This is a genomic window from Paenibacillus bouchesdurhonensis (assembly GCF_900155685.1).
Classification (GTDB): domain Bacteria; phylum Bacillota; class Bacilli; order Paenibacillales; family Paenibacillaceae; genus Fontibacillus; species Fontibacillus bouchesdurhonensis.
On the sequence record NZ_LT732548.1, the window covers coordinates 3,765,584 to 3,782,168 of the forward strand.

General features: G+C 44.5%; 18 protein-coding genes. 5 read left to right on the forward strand and 13 right to left on the reverse strand.

Translation table 11 applies throughout. From position 1 onward, the window contains the following. Window positions 1-22: 22 nt before the first annotated feature. The 5 genes from CZ379_RS21070 to CZ379_RS21090 all read right to left on the reverse strand — a co-directional run bounded on the left by CZ379_RS21070 (window position 23) and on the right by CZ379_RS21090 (window position 3,247). Window positions 23-637 (reverse strand): alpha/beta hydrolase, encoded by a 615-nt coding sequence (locus tag CZ379_RS21070; RefSeq protein WP_110933418.1) that lies wholly within the window; start codon window positions 635-637, stop codon window positions 23-25. Further along, complete coding sequence (locus CZ379_RS21075) at window positions 634-1,587, reverse strand: ring-cleaving dioxygenase (RefSeq protein ID WP_110933419.1); 954 nt, start codon at window positions 1,585-1,587, stop codon at window positions 634-636. Before CZ379_RS21075 ends, CZ379_RS21070 begins: the two co-directional genes overlap by 4 nt. Window positions 1,588-1,608: 21 nt before the next feature. Next, complete coding sequence (locus CZ379_RS21080; RefSeq protein ID WP_110933420.1) at window positions 1,609-2,235, reverse strand: nitroreductase family protein; 627 nt, start codon at window positions 2,233-2,235, stop codon at window positions 1,609-1,611. A 41-nt stretch (window positions 2,236-2,276) separates the two neighbouring features. Further along, entirely contained in the window at window positions 2,277-2,672 is a 396-nt protein-coding gene (locus CZ379_RS21085; RefSeq protein ID WP_110933421.1) for a DoxX family protein, read from the reverse strand. 128 nt (window positions 2,673-2,800) lie between these two features. After that, window positions 2,801-3,247 carry a MarR family winged helix-turn-helix transcriptional regulator gene (locus CZ379_RS21090; protein WP_110933422.1) on the reverse strand — a complete coding sequence of 149 codons (447 nt, stop codon included), beginning with the start codon at window positions 3,245-3,247 and terminating at the stop codon, window positions 2,801-2,803. Between the two features lie 253 nt (window positions 3,248-3,500). On the opposite strand from CZ379_RS21090, the gene CZ379_RS21095 reads away from it, so the two are divergent. Next, window positions 3,501-4,157, forward strand: coding sequence for an SGNH/GDSL hydrolase family protein (locus tag CZ379_RS21095; RefSeq protein ID WP_110933423.1), 657 nt, complete (start codon window positions 3,501-3,503; stop codon window positions 4,155-4,157). Window positions 4,158-5,438: 1,281 nt separating this feature from the next. Here the strand turns inward: CZ379_RS21095 and CZ379_RS27225 are convergent. The 5 genes from CZ379_RS27225 to CZ379_RS21120 all read right to left on the reverse strand — a co-directional run bounded on the left by CZ379_RS27225 (window position 5,439) and on the right by CZ379_RS21120 (window position 9,251). Next, window positions 5,439-5,558, reverse strand: a complete 120-nt coding sequence (locus CZ379_RS27225; protein ID WP_199925718.1) for a transposase — start codon at window positions 5,556-5,558, stop codon at window positions 5,439-5,441. Then, the gene (locus CZ379_RS26360; protein ID WP_199925857.1) at window positions 5,507-5,776 is read right to left on the reverse strand and encodes a hypothetical protein; all 270 of its coding nucleotides are present in this window, start codon (window positions 5,774-5,776) and stop codon (window positions 5,507-5,509) included. The genes CZ379_RS27225 and CZ379_RS26360 overlap by 52 nt, the downstream gene beginning before the upstream one ends. A 509-nt stretch (window positions 5,777-6,285) precedes the next feature. After that, window positions 6,286-6,759, reverse strand: coding sequence for a low molecular weight protein-tyrosine-phosphatase (locus CZ379_RS21110; RefSeq protein WP_110933425.1), 474 nt, complete (start codon window positions 6,757-6,759; stop codon window positions 6,286-6,288). A 246-nt stretch (window positions 6,760-7,005) separates the two neighbouring features. After that, window positions 7,006-7,722 carry a response regulator transcription factor gene (locus CZ379_RS21115; protein WP_110933426.1) on the reverse strand — a complete coding sequence of 239 codons (717 nt, stop codon included), beginning with the start codon at window positions 7,720-7,722 and terminating at the stop codon, window positions 7,006-7,008. Beyond that, on the reverse strand, window positions 7,719-9,251 hold the full coding sequence (locus CZ379_RS21120; RefSeq protein ID WP_110933427.1) for a sensor histidine kinase: 1,533 nt from the start codon (window positions 9,249-9,251) through the stop codon (window positions 7,719-7,721). Before CZ379_RS21120 ends, CZ379_RS21115 begins: the two co-directional genes overlap by 4 nt. Before the next feature lie 196 nt (window positions 9,252-9,447). On the opposite strand from CZ379_RS21120, the gene CZ379_RS21125 reads away from it, so the two are divergent. The 4 genes from CZ379_RS21125 to CZ379_RS21140 all read left to right on the forward strand — a co-directional run bounded on the left by CZ379_RS21125 (window position 9,448) and on the right by CZ379_RS21140 (window position 13,920). Next, the gene (locus tag CZ379_RS21125; protein WP_110933428.1) at window positions 9,448-10,740 is read left to right on the forward strand and encodes an ABC transporter substrate-binding protein; all 1,293 of its coding nucleotides are present in this window, start codon (window positions 9,448-9,450) and stop codon (window positions 10,738-10,740) included. 67 nt (window positions 10,741-10,807) lie between these two features. Then, complete coding sequence (locus tag CZ379_RS21130; RefSeq protein WP_110933429.1) at window positions 10,808-11,695, forward strand: carbohydrate ABC transporter permease; 888 nt, start codon at window positions 10,808-10,810, stop codon at window positions 11,693-11,695. 13 nt (window positions 11,696-11,708) lie between these two features. Further along, window positions 11,709-12,551: a carbohydrate ABC transporter permease gene (locus CZ379_RS21135; RefSeq protein WP_234404968.1), complete on the forward strand. Its 843-nt coding sequence runs from the start codon at window positions 11,709-11,711 to the stop codon at window positions 12,549-12,551. A 28-nt stretch (window positions 12,552-12,579) separates the two neighbouring features. Then, complete coding sequence (locus CZ379_RS21140) at window positions 12,580-13,920, forward strand: glycoside hydrolase family 5 protein (protein ID WP_110933430.1); 1,341 nt, start codon at window positions 12,580-12,582, stop codon at window positions 13,918-13,920. 86 nt (window positions 13,921-14,006) lie between these two features. On the opposite strand, the gene CZ379_RS21145 is transcribed toward CZ379_RS21140, so the two are convergent. The 3 genes from CZ379_RS21145 to CZ379_RS21155 all read right to left on the reverse strand — a co-directional run bounded on the left by CZ379_RS21145 (window position 14,007) and on the right by CZ379_RS21155 (window position 16,390). Continuing rightward, window positions 14,007-14,927, reverse strand: coding sequence for an aminoglycoside phosphotransferase family protein (locus CZ379_RS21145; RefSeq protein ID WP_234404969.1), 921 nt, complete (start codon window positions 14,925-14,927; stop codon window positions 14,007-14,009). Window positions 14,928-15,084: 157 nt separating this feature from the next. Continuing rightward, window positions 15,085-15,831: a type I methionyl aminopeptidase gene (map, locus tag CZ379_RS21150; RefSeq protein ID WP_110933431.1), complete on the reverse strand. Its 747-nt coding sequence runs from the start codon at window positions 15,829-15,831 to the stop codon at window positions 15,085-15,087. Between the two features lie 40 nt (window positions 15,832-15,871). After that, window positions 15,872-16,390 carry a hypothetical protein gene (locus CZ379_RS21155; protein WP_110933432.1) on the reverse strand — a complete coding sequence of 173 codons (519 nt, stop codon included), beginning with the start codon at window positions 16,388-16,390 and terminating at the stop codon, window positions 15,872-15,874. Window positions 16,391-16,585: the final 195 nt, after the last annotated feature.

Sequence of the window (16,585 nt, forward strand, 5' to 3'; positions counted from 1 at the left end):
CCTCCCGTCTCGTTTTTGGAAATTACTCATTGCCCATCTTTTCTCGGAACCACGCTGCGGCCGCGTTCACCTCGCTGCTTGTCAACTGATGCCCGAAGTTCTCCCAGTGCACAGTAACGTCGGCACCCGCTCCATTCAACAGCTTCTCCAGTTCTTCCGTCTCGCTGGGCGGACAAATCGGGTCATTGCTTCCCGCGCCGATAAAGACGGGTACCTCGGCTAGATTCGGAAGCTGCATTCCCCGCAGTGGAACCATCGGATGATGAAGTATCGCTCCTTTGAAGGCATGCTCATAATGGAAAAGAAGGCTGCCAGCAATGTTCGCTCCATTCGAGTAACCGATAGCCACTAGGTTCCCCCGATCAAATTCGTACTTCTTGGCAGACTGATCGAGGAATTCATTCAGCTCCTTCGTACGAAACACTAAATCCTCCTCATCGAATACACCCTCCGCAAGCCGTCTGAAAAAACGCGGCATCCCGTTCTCCAGCACGTTCCCTCTCACCGAAAGAACGGAGGAGTTCGGAGACACCAGCTTGGCGAGCGGGAGCAAATCCCGCTCTGTTCCGCCCGTACCATGGAAGAGTACAAGCGTAGGCGCTCCTGTGTCAATCCCTTGTTCAAAAATATGCTTCATGACTTTGTTCCCTCCTCTAGCTCCCTAACTTCGATGGGTTCAAGATTGGCCTCGATCTGCGAACGCACCGGTTCGAACCAGGATGGAAGCATCAGCTTCTCGCCGAGCGCGGAAGCCTCCTCGTCCCGGGCAAAGCCTGGAGGGTCAGTAGCTATTTCAAATAGTATGCCGCCTTTCTCCCGGAAGTATATAGCATTGAAGTACTGGCGGTCGATAATTTGTGTCGGCTGATAGCCGCTATCCCCGACCTTTTGCTGCCATTGCTCGTGTTCGTCGAAATCCTTTGCCCGCCAGGCGATATGGTGAACGGTGCCCGCTCCCCCGCTGCCCCATTCCATGTCCTTCAGCGGCACATCGATAATGTTGCCGATCTCTCCCGAAGCTTGGAACCGGGCGTAGAATTCGTCCTCCCCCACTTTGCTTAATCCGAGAACGTCCTCCAGCACGCGCATCGTTTGCTTAGCATCTACGCTGTACAAGACGGCGCCGCCAAAGCCTTTGATCGCCTTGTCCGCAGGAATGCCCCCGAACGACCAGGTGCTGTTCTCTCCCGCTTCCCGCTCTACGAGTTCAATCCATAAGCCCTCGTTATCGCGAAAATGAACATAGTCTTCACCGAACCGTGTGGTTCTCGTCTGGGAAATACCGAACGCCTTCAACCGCTCCTCCCAGAAGCCGAGCGCACCAGGCGGCACGACATACGTCGTAATTCCCACTTGGCCTCCTCCAACTTTCCCCCGCCGGGAACCTGACGATGGAAAGAAGGTAATGATTGTTCCCGGGCTGCCGTGTTCATCTCCAAAGTACAGATGATATACCTCGGGGGCATCGAAGTTAATCGTTTTTTTCACCAATCTCAAACCGAGAATTCCGGCGTAGAAATCGACGTTCTCCTGCGGACTTCGCGCAAATGCCGTGATATGATGAATTCCTGTTGTTTGTATATTCATAATCGTACACTCCTTTTTTAATTAAAAGCCGTTATACGTAACCAATTCTCCTACGGGCTTGCGATAACCGCGCAGCCGCTGTCCGGATACATCCTCTTTACCCAACGCAATCAACATAACTGGCACATACTGCTCCGGAATGTTCAGTTCCTCGCGCATTTGCTCCGGATCGAAGCCGATCATCGGACAAGTATCCCAGCCTTGATCCTTGGCAATCAGCATGAATAGCATCGCCGACAAGCTCGCATTGCGAATGGCCTCATCCCGTTTAAACGATTCTCCCCGATCCTCATAGAACTGAGTTACCGACTCCACCGTCATATCAAGCTCCTGTTTGTTTATGATGCCCAAATGCAGCATTCCTTCGTTCATCTTCCCCACATTCTCGTAAGCATTCAAATCGCCCAGAACGAGAATGGCTGCCGAAGCGGTCTTGACCTTGTATTGCTTGTTCGCGGTCTCGTACAATTTATTCTTCTTTTCTGGATCGCGTACGACGACGTAGTGGGCATGCTGCAAATTAAAAGCGGACGGCGCATACTTCACGAGACTGAATATCTCCTCCAGCTCTTGCTCGGTAATCTCCACCTCCGGATGAAATTTCGTCGCCGACCTTCTCTCTTTTAACACCTTCGTCAGTTCACTCATGATATAACCCTCCATCAATTTAACGTATTAAGTTCTATCCATTACAACAGAGCATCTACTGAAAAAGCGCCTGCGCCCGTCAACGCGATACCGATCACTACAACGAGCAAAACCAGTGGATATTCATAACCGTTTGCCGTCGACCACAAGCCGTTCTTGAAATGCACTTTGACGATCGCTCCCAGCATAGCCAGCGCAATGAGGGCTGCGGCCAGCGGGGTCAACAGACCGAGCGTGAAGAGCAGTCCGCCGACAAACTCCATCAGGCCTGCCAAGACCGCCATCAGCAGCCCTGGCTTGATCCCGATCGATTCCATCCAGCCTCCGGTACCTTTTGGCCCGTAGCCGCCGAACATCCCGAATAATTTCTGTGCCCCATGACCGATAAACAATATCCCTACAACCAAACGAATTAATAATAGTCCTGTATCCAACATGATTTCTCATCCTCCGAAATTTAGTTTGAACTCCATTATCTTTATTTCAAGATATTTATGAAAAAAAGAAGATTGAACAACTTCATAAATAATAATTTATTTATCGCAGCTTATTCGCCTGCGTTCTGCTAAGACTCCTCTGCCCCTTTACCAAGACGCTTTAGCAATTCAATCGCCTGAAGCTTCTCTTCGTAGCTAAGGCCGCTTAGTCTCGAATGCACGAACTCGGAATGGTCGGGAAAAATTTGTTCAAACATTTCTGTCCCATCCGTCGTAATTTCGGCGTAAATCACTCTCCGGTCTTGTTCGCAAGGCACCCGCCGAATGAGTCTCTTCTGAACCAGCTTGTCGATATTGTAGGTCACGCTTCCGCTGGTGATCAGAATTTTATCCCCGATCTGCTGCAAAGGAATCCGCCCTTTATTGTAGAGCACCTCCAGAATCGTAAACTCCGAAGGGGATAAGCCGCGCCGCTTCATATCCTTGATCGCCTGATCCATTATCGTCTTATAAGCTTTGGAGAGAACAACGAACAATTTCAGCGAAGCAGTATGTTCTTGATCCTGATCCGGCATTTCAGTCACCTCCATTTATCTCGTGTTCAAATATCTTGATTTAAAGATATATCATTTCGCGCCGGTTGTCAAAGCTATTTTGCGGTTAATTTCCCCCCTTCCCCCCTCCTTTCCCCTTTCATTCACAATTTTTTTTCCTAATTCACCTAGCCCTCAAAAGAGGATTTAAAGGCATTCAGGTAGAAAAGTGATCTTAGTAGCGCTATCAATGATTGGTTATCAGTCATATACCCGAAGGGAGAATTCAAAGAGAATGCTGTTGGAAAAAGGACAAAAACTGCTGTTCATTGGGGATTCGATTACAGATTGCGAGCGTCAACAACCGAATGGAGAAGGGTTGTTTTTTGCTCTAGGCAAAGGATATGTTGCTTTGGTTGATGCTTTGCTGCAAGCTGTTTACCCGGAGATGGGTATCCGTGTCGTCAACAGGGGGAACAGCGGCAACACCGTACGCGACCTGCAGGTGAGGTGGCAAGAGGACGTATTGGATCAGAAGCCGGACTGGCTATCCATCATGATCGGAATTAACGATGTATGGCGGCAATATGATACGCCTTTTATTCCCGAGTGGCATGTCTATGCCGAGGAATATGAAGAGACTTTGCGAAGGCTAGTGAACCAAACAAAGCCGCAATTGAAGGGGCTTGTGTTGATGACTCCGTTTTATTTGGAGCCCAATCCGGAGGACAAAATGCGCAAGACGATGGATGAATACGGGGCGATCGTGAAAAAGGTCGCTGCGGATACCGGAGCGGTGTTCGTCGATACCCAAGCGGCGTTTAACGTTGTGCTAGAAGAGCTCTACCCGGCAACGCTGGCTTGGGATCGCGTCCATCCTTCCTATGCCGGGCATATGGTACTGGCTCGGGCATTTTTGAAGGAAGTCGGGTTTGAGTGGAATAAGGGATAGGATCTGAAGTTTAGTTTAACAGAGCCTTAGCCTTCATATACTAGAAAAAATGACCTCTGGATGTGTTCGATCCGGAGTCATTTTTTCCTAAGCCTTTTTTAAAAAAAATTATTGTTTGATGTCACTTTGACTGCATACACCTTGATGATAAAATAAAAAACATCGCCTTGTTACCATGAACCGCCCTACCCACTACCACACAACTCACACTTCCCTACAACACTTACTGAACTCGTATCATGATCATTTGGAGGTCTTATGATGTCTCATTCGTTAGAGGTATTAATTGAGCCGCCGTTAGATTGTTGCGCTCTTTGCTATACTATTTTGATAATAGAAAAGACGGGAAGAGATACGCCCCGGTTCATCGCCGCATTCATGCAGCCGTGCGTGTCATTCCCGCCTATTTCTAGGCTTACATATAATCACGAAAAATCCGTCACATGGTGCTCAACTTAGGGGCAAGTTACGTTCAAGTTGTGTTCATTTTAGGGTCAATTCGTAATATATGTAGTATCAATTTTTCTAGTTTTACTGAGTTTCGTTTTTGTACACCTATGAAGAAAACGTTATTTAGACATTTTATTAGGCAAGTCTATAATCTCACTTTTAAAATTAATATTTAGAATAAACGCAGCAAATAGTATCAAAATAATTAGTACTCCCAGTATTATACCTAACACAACTAAGGTTCGCTTCATATAACAGCCTTTCTTTAATTATTAAAGATTAATTATACCCCTTCAAATTGTTGCTCCTTATTAATCCAGATCCATGATTCTTTTGAGGCAAGAACCATCCCATAAGTCGCTTCTTTAAATTCCCAATGGCTGGTAAAATACGCATATTGTCCGTCACTAGTGATTTATGGAGTGTTAGGATTCACACTAATCTGCGAAAGAGGCACAAAGTTCTGCTGGTGTCTAGAGTTCTTTAATTATCCCATATTAGGATTAATTATACAAAGGGTTCAAAAGTATTAGTGCACTTGCGTTGCAAGAATGCTGACATATATTTACATAATAAAACTTATATGGATTAATGATTATATTGAAACATTTATTTATATCGCAACATCAGTCTTGATGCTAAAAAGTCAAGGTGTGCTAAAGTGTAGGTTACGATGTTCCACTAAATGGATTTAGTGTTTTTTATCTCTTTGCCTTGCTTGGTTTAATTATCCCTATTGATGTGCGTAACGATGATGCCTTGGGACTTGTCCCTCACCTGATCCACAAGCAAAGCTGTGATTAAAGCCAGGAACAATTGATTCCATATGGTTTAAGGCTCATAACTGTGTAACTTTTTTAAGCGTAAATGTTGCTTCAGCCATTTGAAATAGAGTTCGATCAGCCAGCGATTTTTATAGATCTGAGCGATTTCATCAGCGGTCTTATCCATACAGAGATAAAAATTCGAAGTCCGTCACTGTTCGTCGTTAAACTCCACCAATCGAACGGGAGATGTTTCATCGAACGAAAAGCGCTGCCTACGTAAACTTTTGCATCCCGTGTAATGTGAGATCCGTCCGGAACCGAAAATTCCCCGATGATCGTGGCAAGTGCCCGATCCCGCATACGGATCACAAACTTAATGTTGTTCTCGATCCACTGATCCATCCGGGCGTAATCATTATAACCGCGACCATCACGTGGATTGCGTGTGCATCGGCAACCAGTTCAACGGCGCCCGCGCGATCCCCGACGTTGAGTGAGCTAGGGATCATGGCATCTGGGAATATCTTATTAGGAGCCGTGACGACAAGTCGCAGATGCATCTTGACTCCACTGCTCTTACTTGACATCTGAGCCCAACTCCCGAGTTTGAGGGGCAGTCGAAGAGCAAATGCTGATGCATATCGACTGTGTCAGCTTTTATGCAACGCTAGTGCATCGAATCCACCTAATCTCCTGAAACATTCGTTTGGAGCATAATTAGATACATCAATTCCATTTAGTCTAGCACTCGCCTTTACAATGACAAATGATTGCAAGCAAAGCTAAACGGCCTCAGTCCAATGGAATTCAGGACAAAGGCCGCTTGACTGATTTATTATTTGTACTGTCTAATTGACAGGACGCTTCACTTTAGGGACAGCCCCTTTTGCTTATCTGTAGTTCCGCAGATATTAATTCAAACCCTGCTCTTCCCGAATCACTTGAAGCAGACGCTTGCAGCCTTCGTCGATCATTTCATATACCTCCTGGAAATTGCCTGTATAGTACGGATCTGGGACATTTCCTCCGGCATGCTTCGGTACGAAATCAAGCATCTTCTTCACTTCAACCTTGCGGTCTTCCGGGAACCACTGTGCCAAATCCTTGACGTTCATATCATCCATGGCAATGATATATTGGAAGTCATGGAAATCAGTTTTGCTGACCTGTCTAGCGAACATTCCCGCGTCATCTATACCGTATTGCTTTAATATTTTCAAGGTTCCTTCATGCGGCGGTTTTCCGATATGCCAGTCCCCCGTACCCGCAGAGTCAACTACGATCTGATCCGCTAACCCAGCTTCCTTCACCTGGCTGCGAAATACCGCTTCCGCCATCGGAGATCTGCAAATATTCCCCAAACATACAAACAATACATTAATCATGGCTACAATTTTTCCTCCTATCATCAGTCGTACACATTTTATCTCTATTTATGGTTTTAGGCCAGCTCATCGGGCTTCTGTTAACTTTACTAATAAACCATTTCTTTTTCAATGCCGCTTTATCGTTTAAAGAGTAAAATGAGTTGCCAAGCTACTTACTATTACCTGACCTCTATCATTTAGCAATCGATCAAAAATTGGACAAGTGCAGAGGACACAGTATGGTCATACAAATATATAATCCGGCTATCCCATAGGAAGGCGAGATGGTTTACCCTTCCGCTGATTTAATATTTCCAGGAAATGAAGCTCTTGAAGCAGCCCAACAACTTGTTGAACACTGTCCTTTTCAAACTTTTTAAGGATACTGTTAATTTGCGACTTGATCGTCGAAACTTCTACATGTCTCATCCTACAGATTTCTTGCCGATTATATCCCTTCATTAATAATTCGAGTACTTCAATTTCAGTCGGCGTCAGTTGAGTGATGATGTGGAAGTTTTTCAAAAGGCTATCCTCAGCAGTCTTAATCCGTTTGAACTCCCGCGTGATTTTATTGGCGATATTGGAATGCAAGGTAGGCTTATCGAAAAAAGCATCCTTCACCGAATTTATAATGACGTCCGCAGGCATGTGCTTCAGCAAATAATTGGTTACTCCCAATTCAAAGGCATGGAAAATGGTGTTGTCCGTTTCACAAACGGTTAGGATCACGATTTTGATATCAGGCATATAGGTTAGGATCTCGGCAGTGGCTCGCAGACCCGCTTCTTTCTCTTCCAGTTCAATATCCATGAGGATGACATCCGGGGAATGCAGCGCAGCCAGCATCGTGGCTTCATAGCCATTTGCTGCTCTTCCTACACATTCAATCTGCGGATCATTGGCTAAAATCATTTGATAGCGCTTGGCGATTAAATGATCATCTTCTACTAGAAGAACCTTAATCATTCGTTCCTTCATTTTTCCTCAACTCCCGGTTCAGTATTTATGATGGCAAGTAAAGGAATCACCATTCTGAATGCAGTACCTTCTCCCTCTGTGCTCTCTACGGCTAGCTTCCCCTCATGCGCTGTGATGATGTTGTGGCATAGGGACAGGCCCATCCCCCAATTTTTCGATGTCGGTTTGGATGAGAAAAAAGGCTCGAAAATGTGATGCAAATATTTTTCTGGAATCCCTGCGCCATTGTCGCGAATGACCAGCTCTACCCACTTATTTTTAATGTTGATTTCGATCTGGATTCTTCTTGTTTTGTCTGGAATATTCTGAAGAGCGTCAACGGCATTGGACACGATATTCTCCACGCCTTGGGATAGGTAAAAGGAATCTGCCATGACCAGCGGCTGCTGCTTAGGCTTGGAAAAATCAACATGAATATTCTTCAGCTCAAGCGGCATTTCTTCAAGCAAATTTTCCACAAGGCTGCTTAAGGAAACCGGCTTCAAATCCATCTTTGATTTCAAGTTTTTCTGATGAATGGCATCCAAACGGCCATATAAATTGCGGCAGCGATGCTCGATAACCTGGATTTCTTGCCTTACTTCCGCTTGATCCTTGCACATTTCTTGCAAAAATTCACTTTGTGCAATAAGAGCCAGCATTTCATTTTTAATGTAATGACTGAACACCCTTGATGTAACTACAGCCGAATCTATATTTCGCGAAATGAGCGAATCCCTGTTCTTAATACGGTTTTGAATACGTGCATATTTGTATATGCCATATAAACAAAGGATAAGACAAAACGCCGATATATAAGGCAAAAGTGTATACATCGAAGGCTTGCCAGCTAAATTAATCGGTTTGAACCGCGTAAAATGAGCGGCCTTGGATACGATGATCAAAACGTTAGGTGCCCAGTACTGCATGTAGTAATAAGTCACCTGAATCGAAACATAGCAAATAAGAATCATTAAAATATTGCTTCGGATCAGACGAACCTTTGGCGCGTCAAAAAAGGCATAAATAAACAGGAATAGGCCAGCTACGATATAGGCCGTATTGATGACAAGAGTGATTTTATGAAACCAATCATAAGCTGTGACAAATTCAGGTGAATAAAACCGATAATATAGCCCGGTGTAAACGGAAGGATCATATAAAACAAACTGAATGATTGCCGGAATCGTGAGCAATAGCAGCAACCATTTTTCTTTCTTCTTCTCGATATTCATCGAGAAAAAAATAGCGGAACATAGTCCGGTATATAAAAACGACAGCGTAAAGAAATTCATAATTCTGACAAGGGAATAACGGGAAATAGGTAGAAAAACCAGTTGATTCTGAATGGTTTGCGTAATTCCAAAATATTTATAAAGGCTATTGTAATGATAAGCATCTTTAGACATGTAAATAATGACGGTGAGAACAACAAATAAGTAGGAGGTCACCATAAACATCATAAACAAAGTGGCTTTCGTGTAGCTTCTTTGTAAAAATGCAAAAACCACTATGATGACGATCAGGATAAGCATGAAGATCAGAAACATCGCTGCTCACTTCTTTTAATATTATTACTTCATTATAGATCACTGCCTTTTTCGTGTACAGGTTGATAATTTATCAACCTTTTACCATTGCAGCCGATGAATGATAGCGAAACTTCAACCTTATAGAACGCCGGAGTGGATTGATACAATAATAGCGAATGACGAATGACACAACACGAAGGGAAGGGTCAACGAAATGAAACATCACAAAAAATATGCTAGCCTGCTGCTGGCGGTTATTCTCATCTTGAGTCTGACTGCATGCGGAGACAACGGCAAGCAGGACGGCAACGCAGGGCAATCCAGCGACAAAGCCGTGCTTCAGTACTACACCTGGACGGATGAAGAAGATTATATGAGAAAAATCGTCGATGATTTCAACACAAAGCATGAAAACATTGAAGTCAAGCTCAACACGATCAGCAACGACGCCGACGAGTATAATACCAAAATTATGACGAATTTGTCCGGCGGATCCCAAATGGATGTGTACAGCATAAACGGGACAGCCAGTTTAGGGATGTACGCGCAAAAAAACCAGCTGCTTGATTTAACGGAGCAGATCAAGAATTCCAAAGTAGAGGTTAGCGCCTATGGCCAAAGCTTCCAAGATATCGTTACCGTTCTGACGGAAGGGAAATATTTCGCTCTGCCTTATCGCACTTCACAATATGCCATCTTCTATAATAAGGCTATTTTTGATAAGGAAGGGATTGAATATCCCGAACAGATGACATGGAACGAATATGCGGAACTGGCTAAACAGCTTACGAAGGGAGATGGAGTGGACAAGCAATGGGGAGGTTACTATGCAGACTGGCTAATCGCTCCTCTTGGCGGGCTGCAAAGCGGCAGCACTATTCTCGACGACAATCTTGAGCCGGTTGAAGGCTTCCTTCAGTTCCTGAATCGGATCTACTATGAGGATCAATCTCACATGAGCTATAAGCAAATGAAGGGAGAAAGTATTGATTGGATTAAACAGTTTGAGGTTGGCAATGTGGCGATGTTAATTAACGGGGAATGGACCATTAATATGTTGAAGGCGGATATTGACGCTGGCAAGACCGATATTGAATTCGATATGGCGCCGCTCCCCCTTCCTGATGGTGTACAGGATCAAACGACCGTTGGCGGAGTCAGCACTTTTATTGGCATTAATCCAGCTAGCAAAAATCAGGAAGCCGCCTTTGAATTCGTGAAATACGTTACTGGAAATGAAGGTGGAACGATAATCGCTGAATCCAACGTACTGCCTGCCTTCTCAAGCAAAGATACCAAGGAGTCTTACCTGAAAGCTACAAATATTCAAGGAAGCAGCTACTTCTTTGATGCCAAGACCGTGATGGAAAACCAGCCTGTTCCGAAAATCGATGAAGTCAATCGTATATTCAGTGAGCAACGGGATCTGTATCTGTTCCAAGAACAAGATCTTGAAACAACCATGAATACATTCCAACAACAGCGCAATCAATTGCTCCAGCAATAGTTAGACGTAAAAAACGGCTGCATTGCCGTGGCGGCAGCCGTTTTTTTACAGGAGGGTTTGAACAATCATGATCGAACGATCGAGTAAACTCCGTGCTTACTTACCAGGAGTACTCTTTATCTTACCAGCATTTTTACTGTTTGCTGTCTTCATTCTTTTCCCTCTGATCTATGGGATTGTCATGAGCTTTACCGATTATGGCGGTTTTAATCTAAAATCAAACTTCATCGGACTAGACAACTATGTGAACTTGTTCCGGGACGATTATTTCAAAATCTCCCTGAAGAACAATTTCATTTATGCAGCGTTATTTGTTCCGCTTACGATCATTTTGGCTTTACTATCAGCCGTCTCGTTAAACCGGATTATTCATTTGCGGAAGTACTTTCGGATGACATTTTACTTCCCGCATATTACTTCCATGGTATCGATTGCTATCGTTTGGGGATTGCTGCTTAATCCATTGAGAGGGCCTGTGAATTCCATGTTGAAGGGAATAGGCATTGCCAATCCTCCGGAATGGCTGATGTCCTCGAAGTGGGCTTTGATTGCTATCGTCCTCATCGCGGTCTGGAAGAGCTTTGGTTATTACATGATGATTTTGTTAGCAGGCATTCAGGGCGTACCAGAATATCTTTATGAGGCTGCTAAACTGGACGGAGCAAATGCGTTCAAGCGTTTTCGCTATGTCACGCTGCCAGGTCTATCGCCGACGCTATTTCTTGTATTGATATTAACGGTCGTGAGCTCCTTCCAGGTCTTTGACCTCGTATCCGTATTGACGGATGGCGGGCCTGGACGCTCGACGAATGTGCTCGTGTTCCGACTCTATCAGGAAGCATTTATCCATTATCGGATGGGTTATGCCTCTGCCATGTCTACTGTTCTATTTCTCATCATTATGGTTATATCCCTGATTCAATTCAGACTGGAGAAAAAATGGGTCACTTACTAAGGAGGAGAGCAATTTGAGCATCTTGGATAACTTGAAAGTACAAAAGTTGTTCTATTGGATTTTGTTGTTTGTTGTACTGCTCTCCTCTCTCGTCACGCTTTTTCCATTCCTTTGGATGATCGCTACATCACTAAGAACGGATGTTGAAATATTTCGCGATCCGATGAGCTGGATTCCAAAGTCCTTATACTTGAAAAACTACGAGCAAGTTTGGATGACGATTCCCTTTGGGCAGTACTTTCTCAATACAACGAAACTCACTTTAATCATCACTTCATTGCAGGTATTGATTTGTTCCATGGCGGCCTACGCCTTTGCAAAATTAAAGGTGCCTTTTAAGAACGTTATATTTATGCTGTTTCTAACCAACATTATGGTTCCCTGGCATTCGATCATGGTGCCGCAGTTTTCGATTATCAGTAAATTAGGGCTCTACAATACGCATTCCGGCTATATTCTTATCCAGATTTTCAGCGCTTTCGGAATTTTTCTATTGCGGCAGTTTTTCATGACTTTACCCGATGAGCTGAATGATGCGGCCCGGATTGATGGCTGCAATGAGTGGAAAATTTACTGGAAGATCATCATGCCTTTATCCCGGGCAGCCTTGTCCACACTCATTATATTTACATTTACTTTTATGTGGAATGACTATCTGGCGCCGCTGATCTACTTCCATGATGATTCCCTAAAAACCATACAGCTCGGGCTAAAACTGTTCCAAACCGAGCACACGATGGATTACGGCTTGTTAATGGCCGGAACGGTATGTGCGACCATTCCCATGATTATCATCTTCCTGATCGGGGAGCAGTACTTCACTAAAGGCATTGCTACGACAGGCATGAAAAACTAATAATTGAACCCCTTGGAGGAAAAGAAAAATGCAAAAAAACTTTGTTCAAGTACATTCGCAGGATTTTGTGGTAAATGGTGAGAAAATTGTGTTCCGCGGCTTTGGACTCGGCTCCTGGATGAATCTAGAGCATTTTATGATTGGTCTTCCCGGCACAGATTCCTTGATCAAAAAAACATTTTCAGAAGTCTACGGCGAAGAGAAAAGTTCTTTGTTCTTCGATAAATTTCTAATGGAATTTGTAGATGAGGACGATTTTAAATTTTTGAAGGATCTGGGCGTTAACTTGCTGCGAATCCCGTTCAGCTATAAGTTCTTTCTGGATGACCAATACCCCGATTCCTTTAAAACAGAAGGATTTAAATACTTGGATCATATTATATCGCTTTGTGAAAAGCATGAAATTTATGCCATCCTGGATCTTCATACGACCCCTGGAGGCCAAAATCCGGATTGGCATTGCGATACCGCCAGCGGTATTCCGATGCTATGGAATTACGGCGCTCTGCGGGACACCGTCATCGCACTTTGGGGCCACATTGCCAAATATTATCGCAATAACCCTTGGGTCGCCGGCTATGATATTGTGAACGAGCCATCCATGGTTAAGAATGCCGTCGTTTTTAATGAATTCTACGATAAAGTAGTTTCCGAAATTCGCAAGCATGACACCAACCATATTATTTTTATTGAAGGCAACCGCTTCTCAACAGACTTTTCGATGCTTGATCCGGTAGATGATCCGCAGGTAGCGTATACGTTTCATTTTTATCCTTTCGTCGATGAGCCTGCTGTTCTATCCCCCGAAATGAAGCGGGAAGATCGAAAGAAAATATTTTTAACCGAGTTTGAAAGACTAGTAAGCATCCGCGATAAATATAATAGACCTGTATGGTGCGGCGAATTTGGCCTCGTTCTGGATGAGGAGTCTATTCAATTACAGACTGAAATCATTGAAGACATGCTGGATCTATGCGAGAGCTATGACGTATCTTGGACATTGTGGACGTACAAGGATGCAGCCTGCATGGGAATCGTCTATCCGCAGGAGGATACGCCATGGATCAAGCTCACTACGAAAATCAGAGAAGAATGGAATCAGCACGAGGAACAGGCTAAAGGGGAACAACTGGTAGATCATATGGCTGAAACTTATTTTAAGCCGATAAGTGCAGATTTGCGCTACGAGCTGCAGTTCAGAATGAGAACGATCATGCAGGTCATATGCGTAGAACAGCATTTAAAACCATTCCTTCAATTGATGCCGTGGGAAGAAGCCTACCGCCTGCCTGAATCATTTCATTTCAACAATTGCACAAGCTGGGACGAGCTCTCCTTGCTAATCAAAAAATATACGCAGAAAGCATAAATGGATTTGTGCAACAAGGAACCTTATATGGGTGGTTCTCAGGCTGTCGAGGAAGCTCGGCAGCCTTTTTTTAGGCTATGCGGGATTTACCGCTCCATCTCACCTTTAGGCAAATACCAGCTCGGTACATCCGCTTCAAAATCGTCATACCATGCCAGCACCTTCTCCGCTCGTTCCAGCATTTGCGCTACTTCTGCTTCACCAAAGGGAATGGCCCAGGGAATAGATGAAATCTGGTTGCTCGCGATATATAATGCCATTAATTTAAAAAATGTATCGGGCACTTCGTCATGAAAATACCCGTGAATGCGGCCCGATGCAAACGACGCACTCTGGAAGGCGCACCAAGTAATCCGGTTGAACTCCTCCCAAGGATCGCCATAATCAATCCTGTTGAAATCGATGATGCCAAGCTCGCCAGAGTTAGTAATCACCATATTGCCGATATGATAGTCGCCATGCTGAAATGTCAACGGCCGCTGATCTAACAAATATCGATGACCTTCGATAAAGCTTAGAACCTTATCTGCTTCCTTTAAATGAAGCCCGCTGGCCCTGTAATTCGCGATATATTTATCGATTTTAGCATTATATCGCTCGGCCCATGATGGGAATTGGCTCGGCGCGGGAATTTCATGCATTGCCCTTAATATTTCTCCAGACTTCACGCCAAGCCGGTATTGATCCGCAGGATTCAACCTGGCCATTGCTTCGGCTGCATCCTCTCCTTCAACCCAAGTGAACAAGGAATACACGGATTGACCCTGATTGCAGATCCCGAAATCCACTGGACGAGACATGAGAATATCTAGATGCTCCAGCTGCCTTACAGCCTCGAACTCCTGCTTTTTCCGCTCATATTGCGATCTATCCGCCCATCTAAGCAGCAGCTTCCTATCATCATGCGTCCGGATATCGTATTTTTTGTCGCTCGACCAGCCTGCATGAATCTCTCTCATCGATGCCCACGACTCATAACCGGGAATTTGACTGAATAGGGCTCCCACTGTACACTTCCCCCTTTCATCCTTTATCCGAAGGAATACAATTCGCGCTGTCGTTCTTGACGGGCAAGCTCCTGCTGGCACGGCATGCAGTGGCCTCCTTTTTTAGCCGCCGAAATGAGCCGAGTATGCTCCCAGAAGGTATCGTAACCAGCCGCAATTATTGCTGCGTTAAAATAAGCGGGCCGTTTTTAGTTATAGCTATCGTATGTTCATACTGTGCTGATAATTTTCCATCGATGGTTCTCGCTGTCCAACCGTTAGCATCCATTCGGCTCTGCCACAAACCTTCATTGATCATAGGCTCGATGGTAATCACCATGCCTTCCTTAAGTCTTACTCCTCTTCCCGGGGATCCATAATGGAGAATTTGCGGCTCTTCGTGAATGGTGGCCCCAATGCCATGACCGGTGAAGTCTTTGACGACCGAGAATCCTTTGGATTCCGCATAGGTCTGAATGGCATGGCCGATATCCCCGACGCGATTGCCAATACAAGCCTCCTCAATCCCTTTATACAAACAGTTCTCCGTCACTTCCAACAATTCCTTTGCCTCGTTCGAAATATGTCCAACCGCATAGCTCCAGGCAGAGTCGGCCAGGCTGCCATTTAAATTGACAACAAAGTCAATCGTGACAATATCGCCATTCTTTAACGGGGCTTTCCGGGGATATCCATGGCAAATTTCATCGTTAATCGACGCACAAGTGGCAAATTGATAGCCCTTATACCCCTTCTGTTCAGCAGTGGCTCCATGTTTTTTCAAGTATTTTTCTACAAAATGATCTATTTCCATGGTGGAAATACCCGGCTCGATCATTTTCGCTAGTTCTTTATGGCAGGCAGCCAACAGCTTTCCTGATTCATGCATGAGTTGTATTTCTCTATCCGATTTTAAAGTAATCATGGTCATTTCTCCTTATTCATTATTTCATCGCTGCAGGTAGTCACAGTGAAGCCTGCGTCTCTATTTTCCTGTGGATGTAATGATGACGATTTCGGCAATTTGAGCTGCAAAATTTAGCCACTTTAGCACGCTGATAAGGAATATACCAATCCCCGCAATGGATGCAGGTTTGCAAATTAAACGTATTTTTCTCTATGGCCTCAAGCAAACTGATTATCGCCTCCATGTATTTCCGTTTTAATTGATCCGGTTCATCTACAAACTCCGTATGCAGCAAAATTTGTTGGCTGGTTCGTTCGACCTTGTCTTCATCGGAGAATAGATCTTCTATTTTTGAAACAAGGCTTACCTTTAAGCGGACAGCTTGATACTGTTCAAAAATATGATTGACTCTGTGCAGCAGGTTGTCAGAAATGGCCTCATTAGACCGAACCGATTCAGCAAGCTCCAGCAGAACTTCTCTCATCCCCTGCTCCAGGCTTCCCCTCTTCACTTCATGTTGGTTGGCTTCATTAATCACCGTTAGAAAATAGTTTTCACGGGATAAAATTGGGCACATCGGACTCTCTCCTTAGTTAGTACTCCTTAAATTAAATGTATTAATGTATTCAATACATTTATATCACTTAATGATCTAATTAACAATATTCCATGGGCAATAGCGACAGCTATCAAGGACTTAATCAAGGAGTTCCAAATGCACCCCATGCTTACCACGAGAAAAAGGACCGTGCGCCCCTCTTATTTTGGGGCT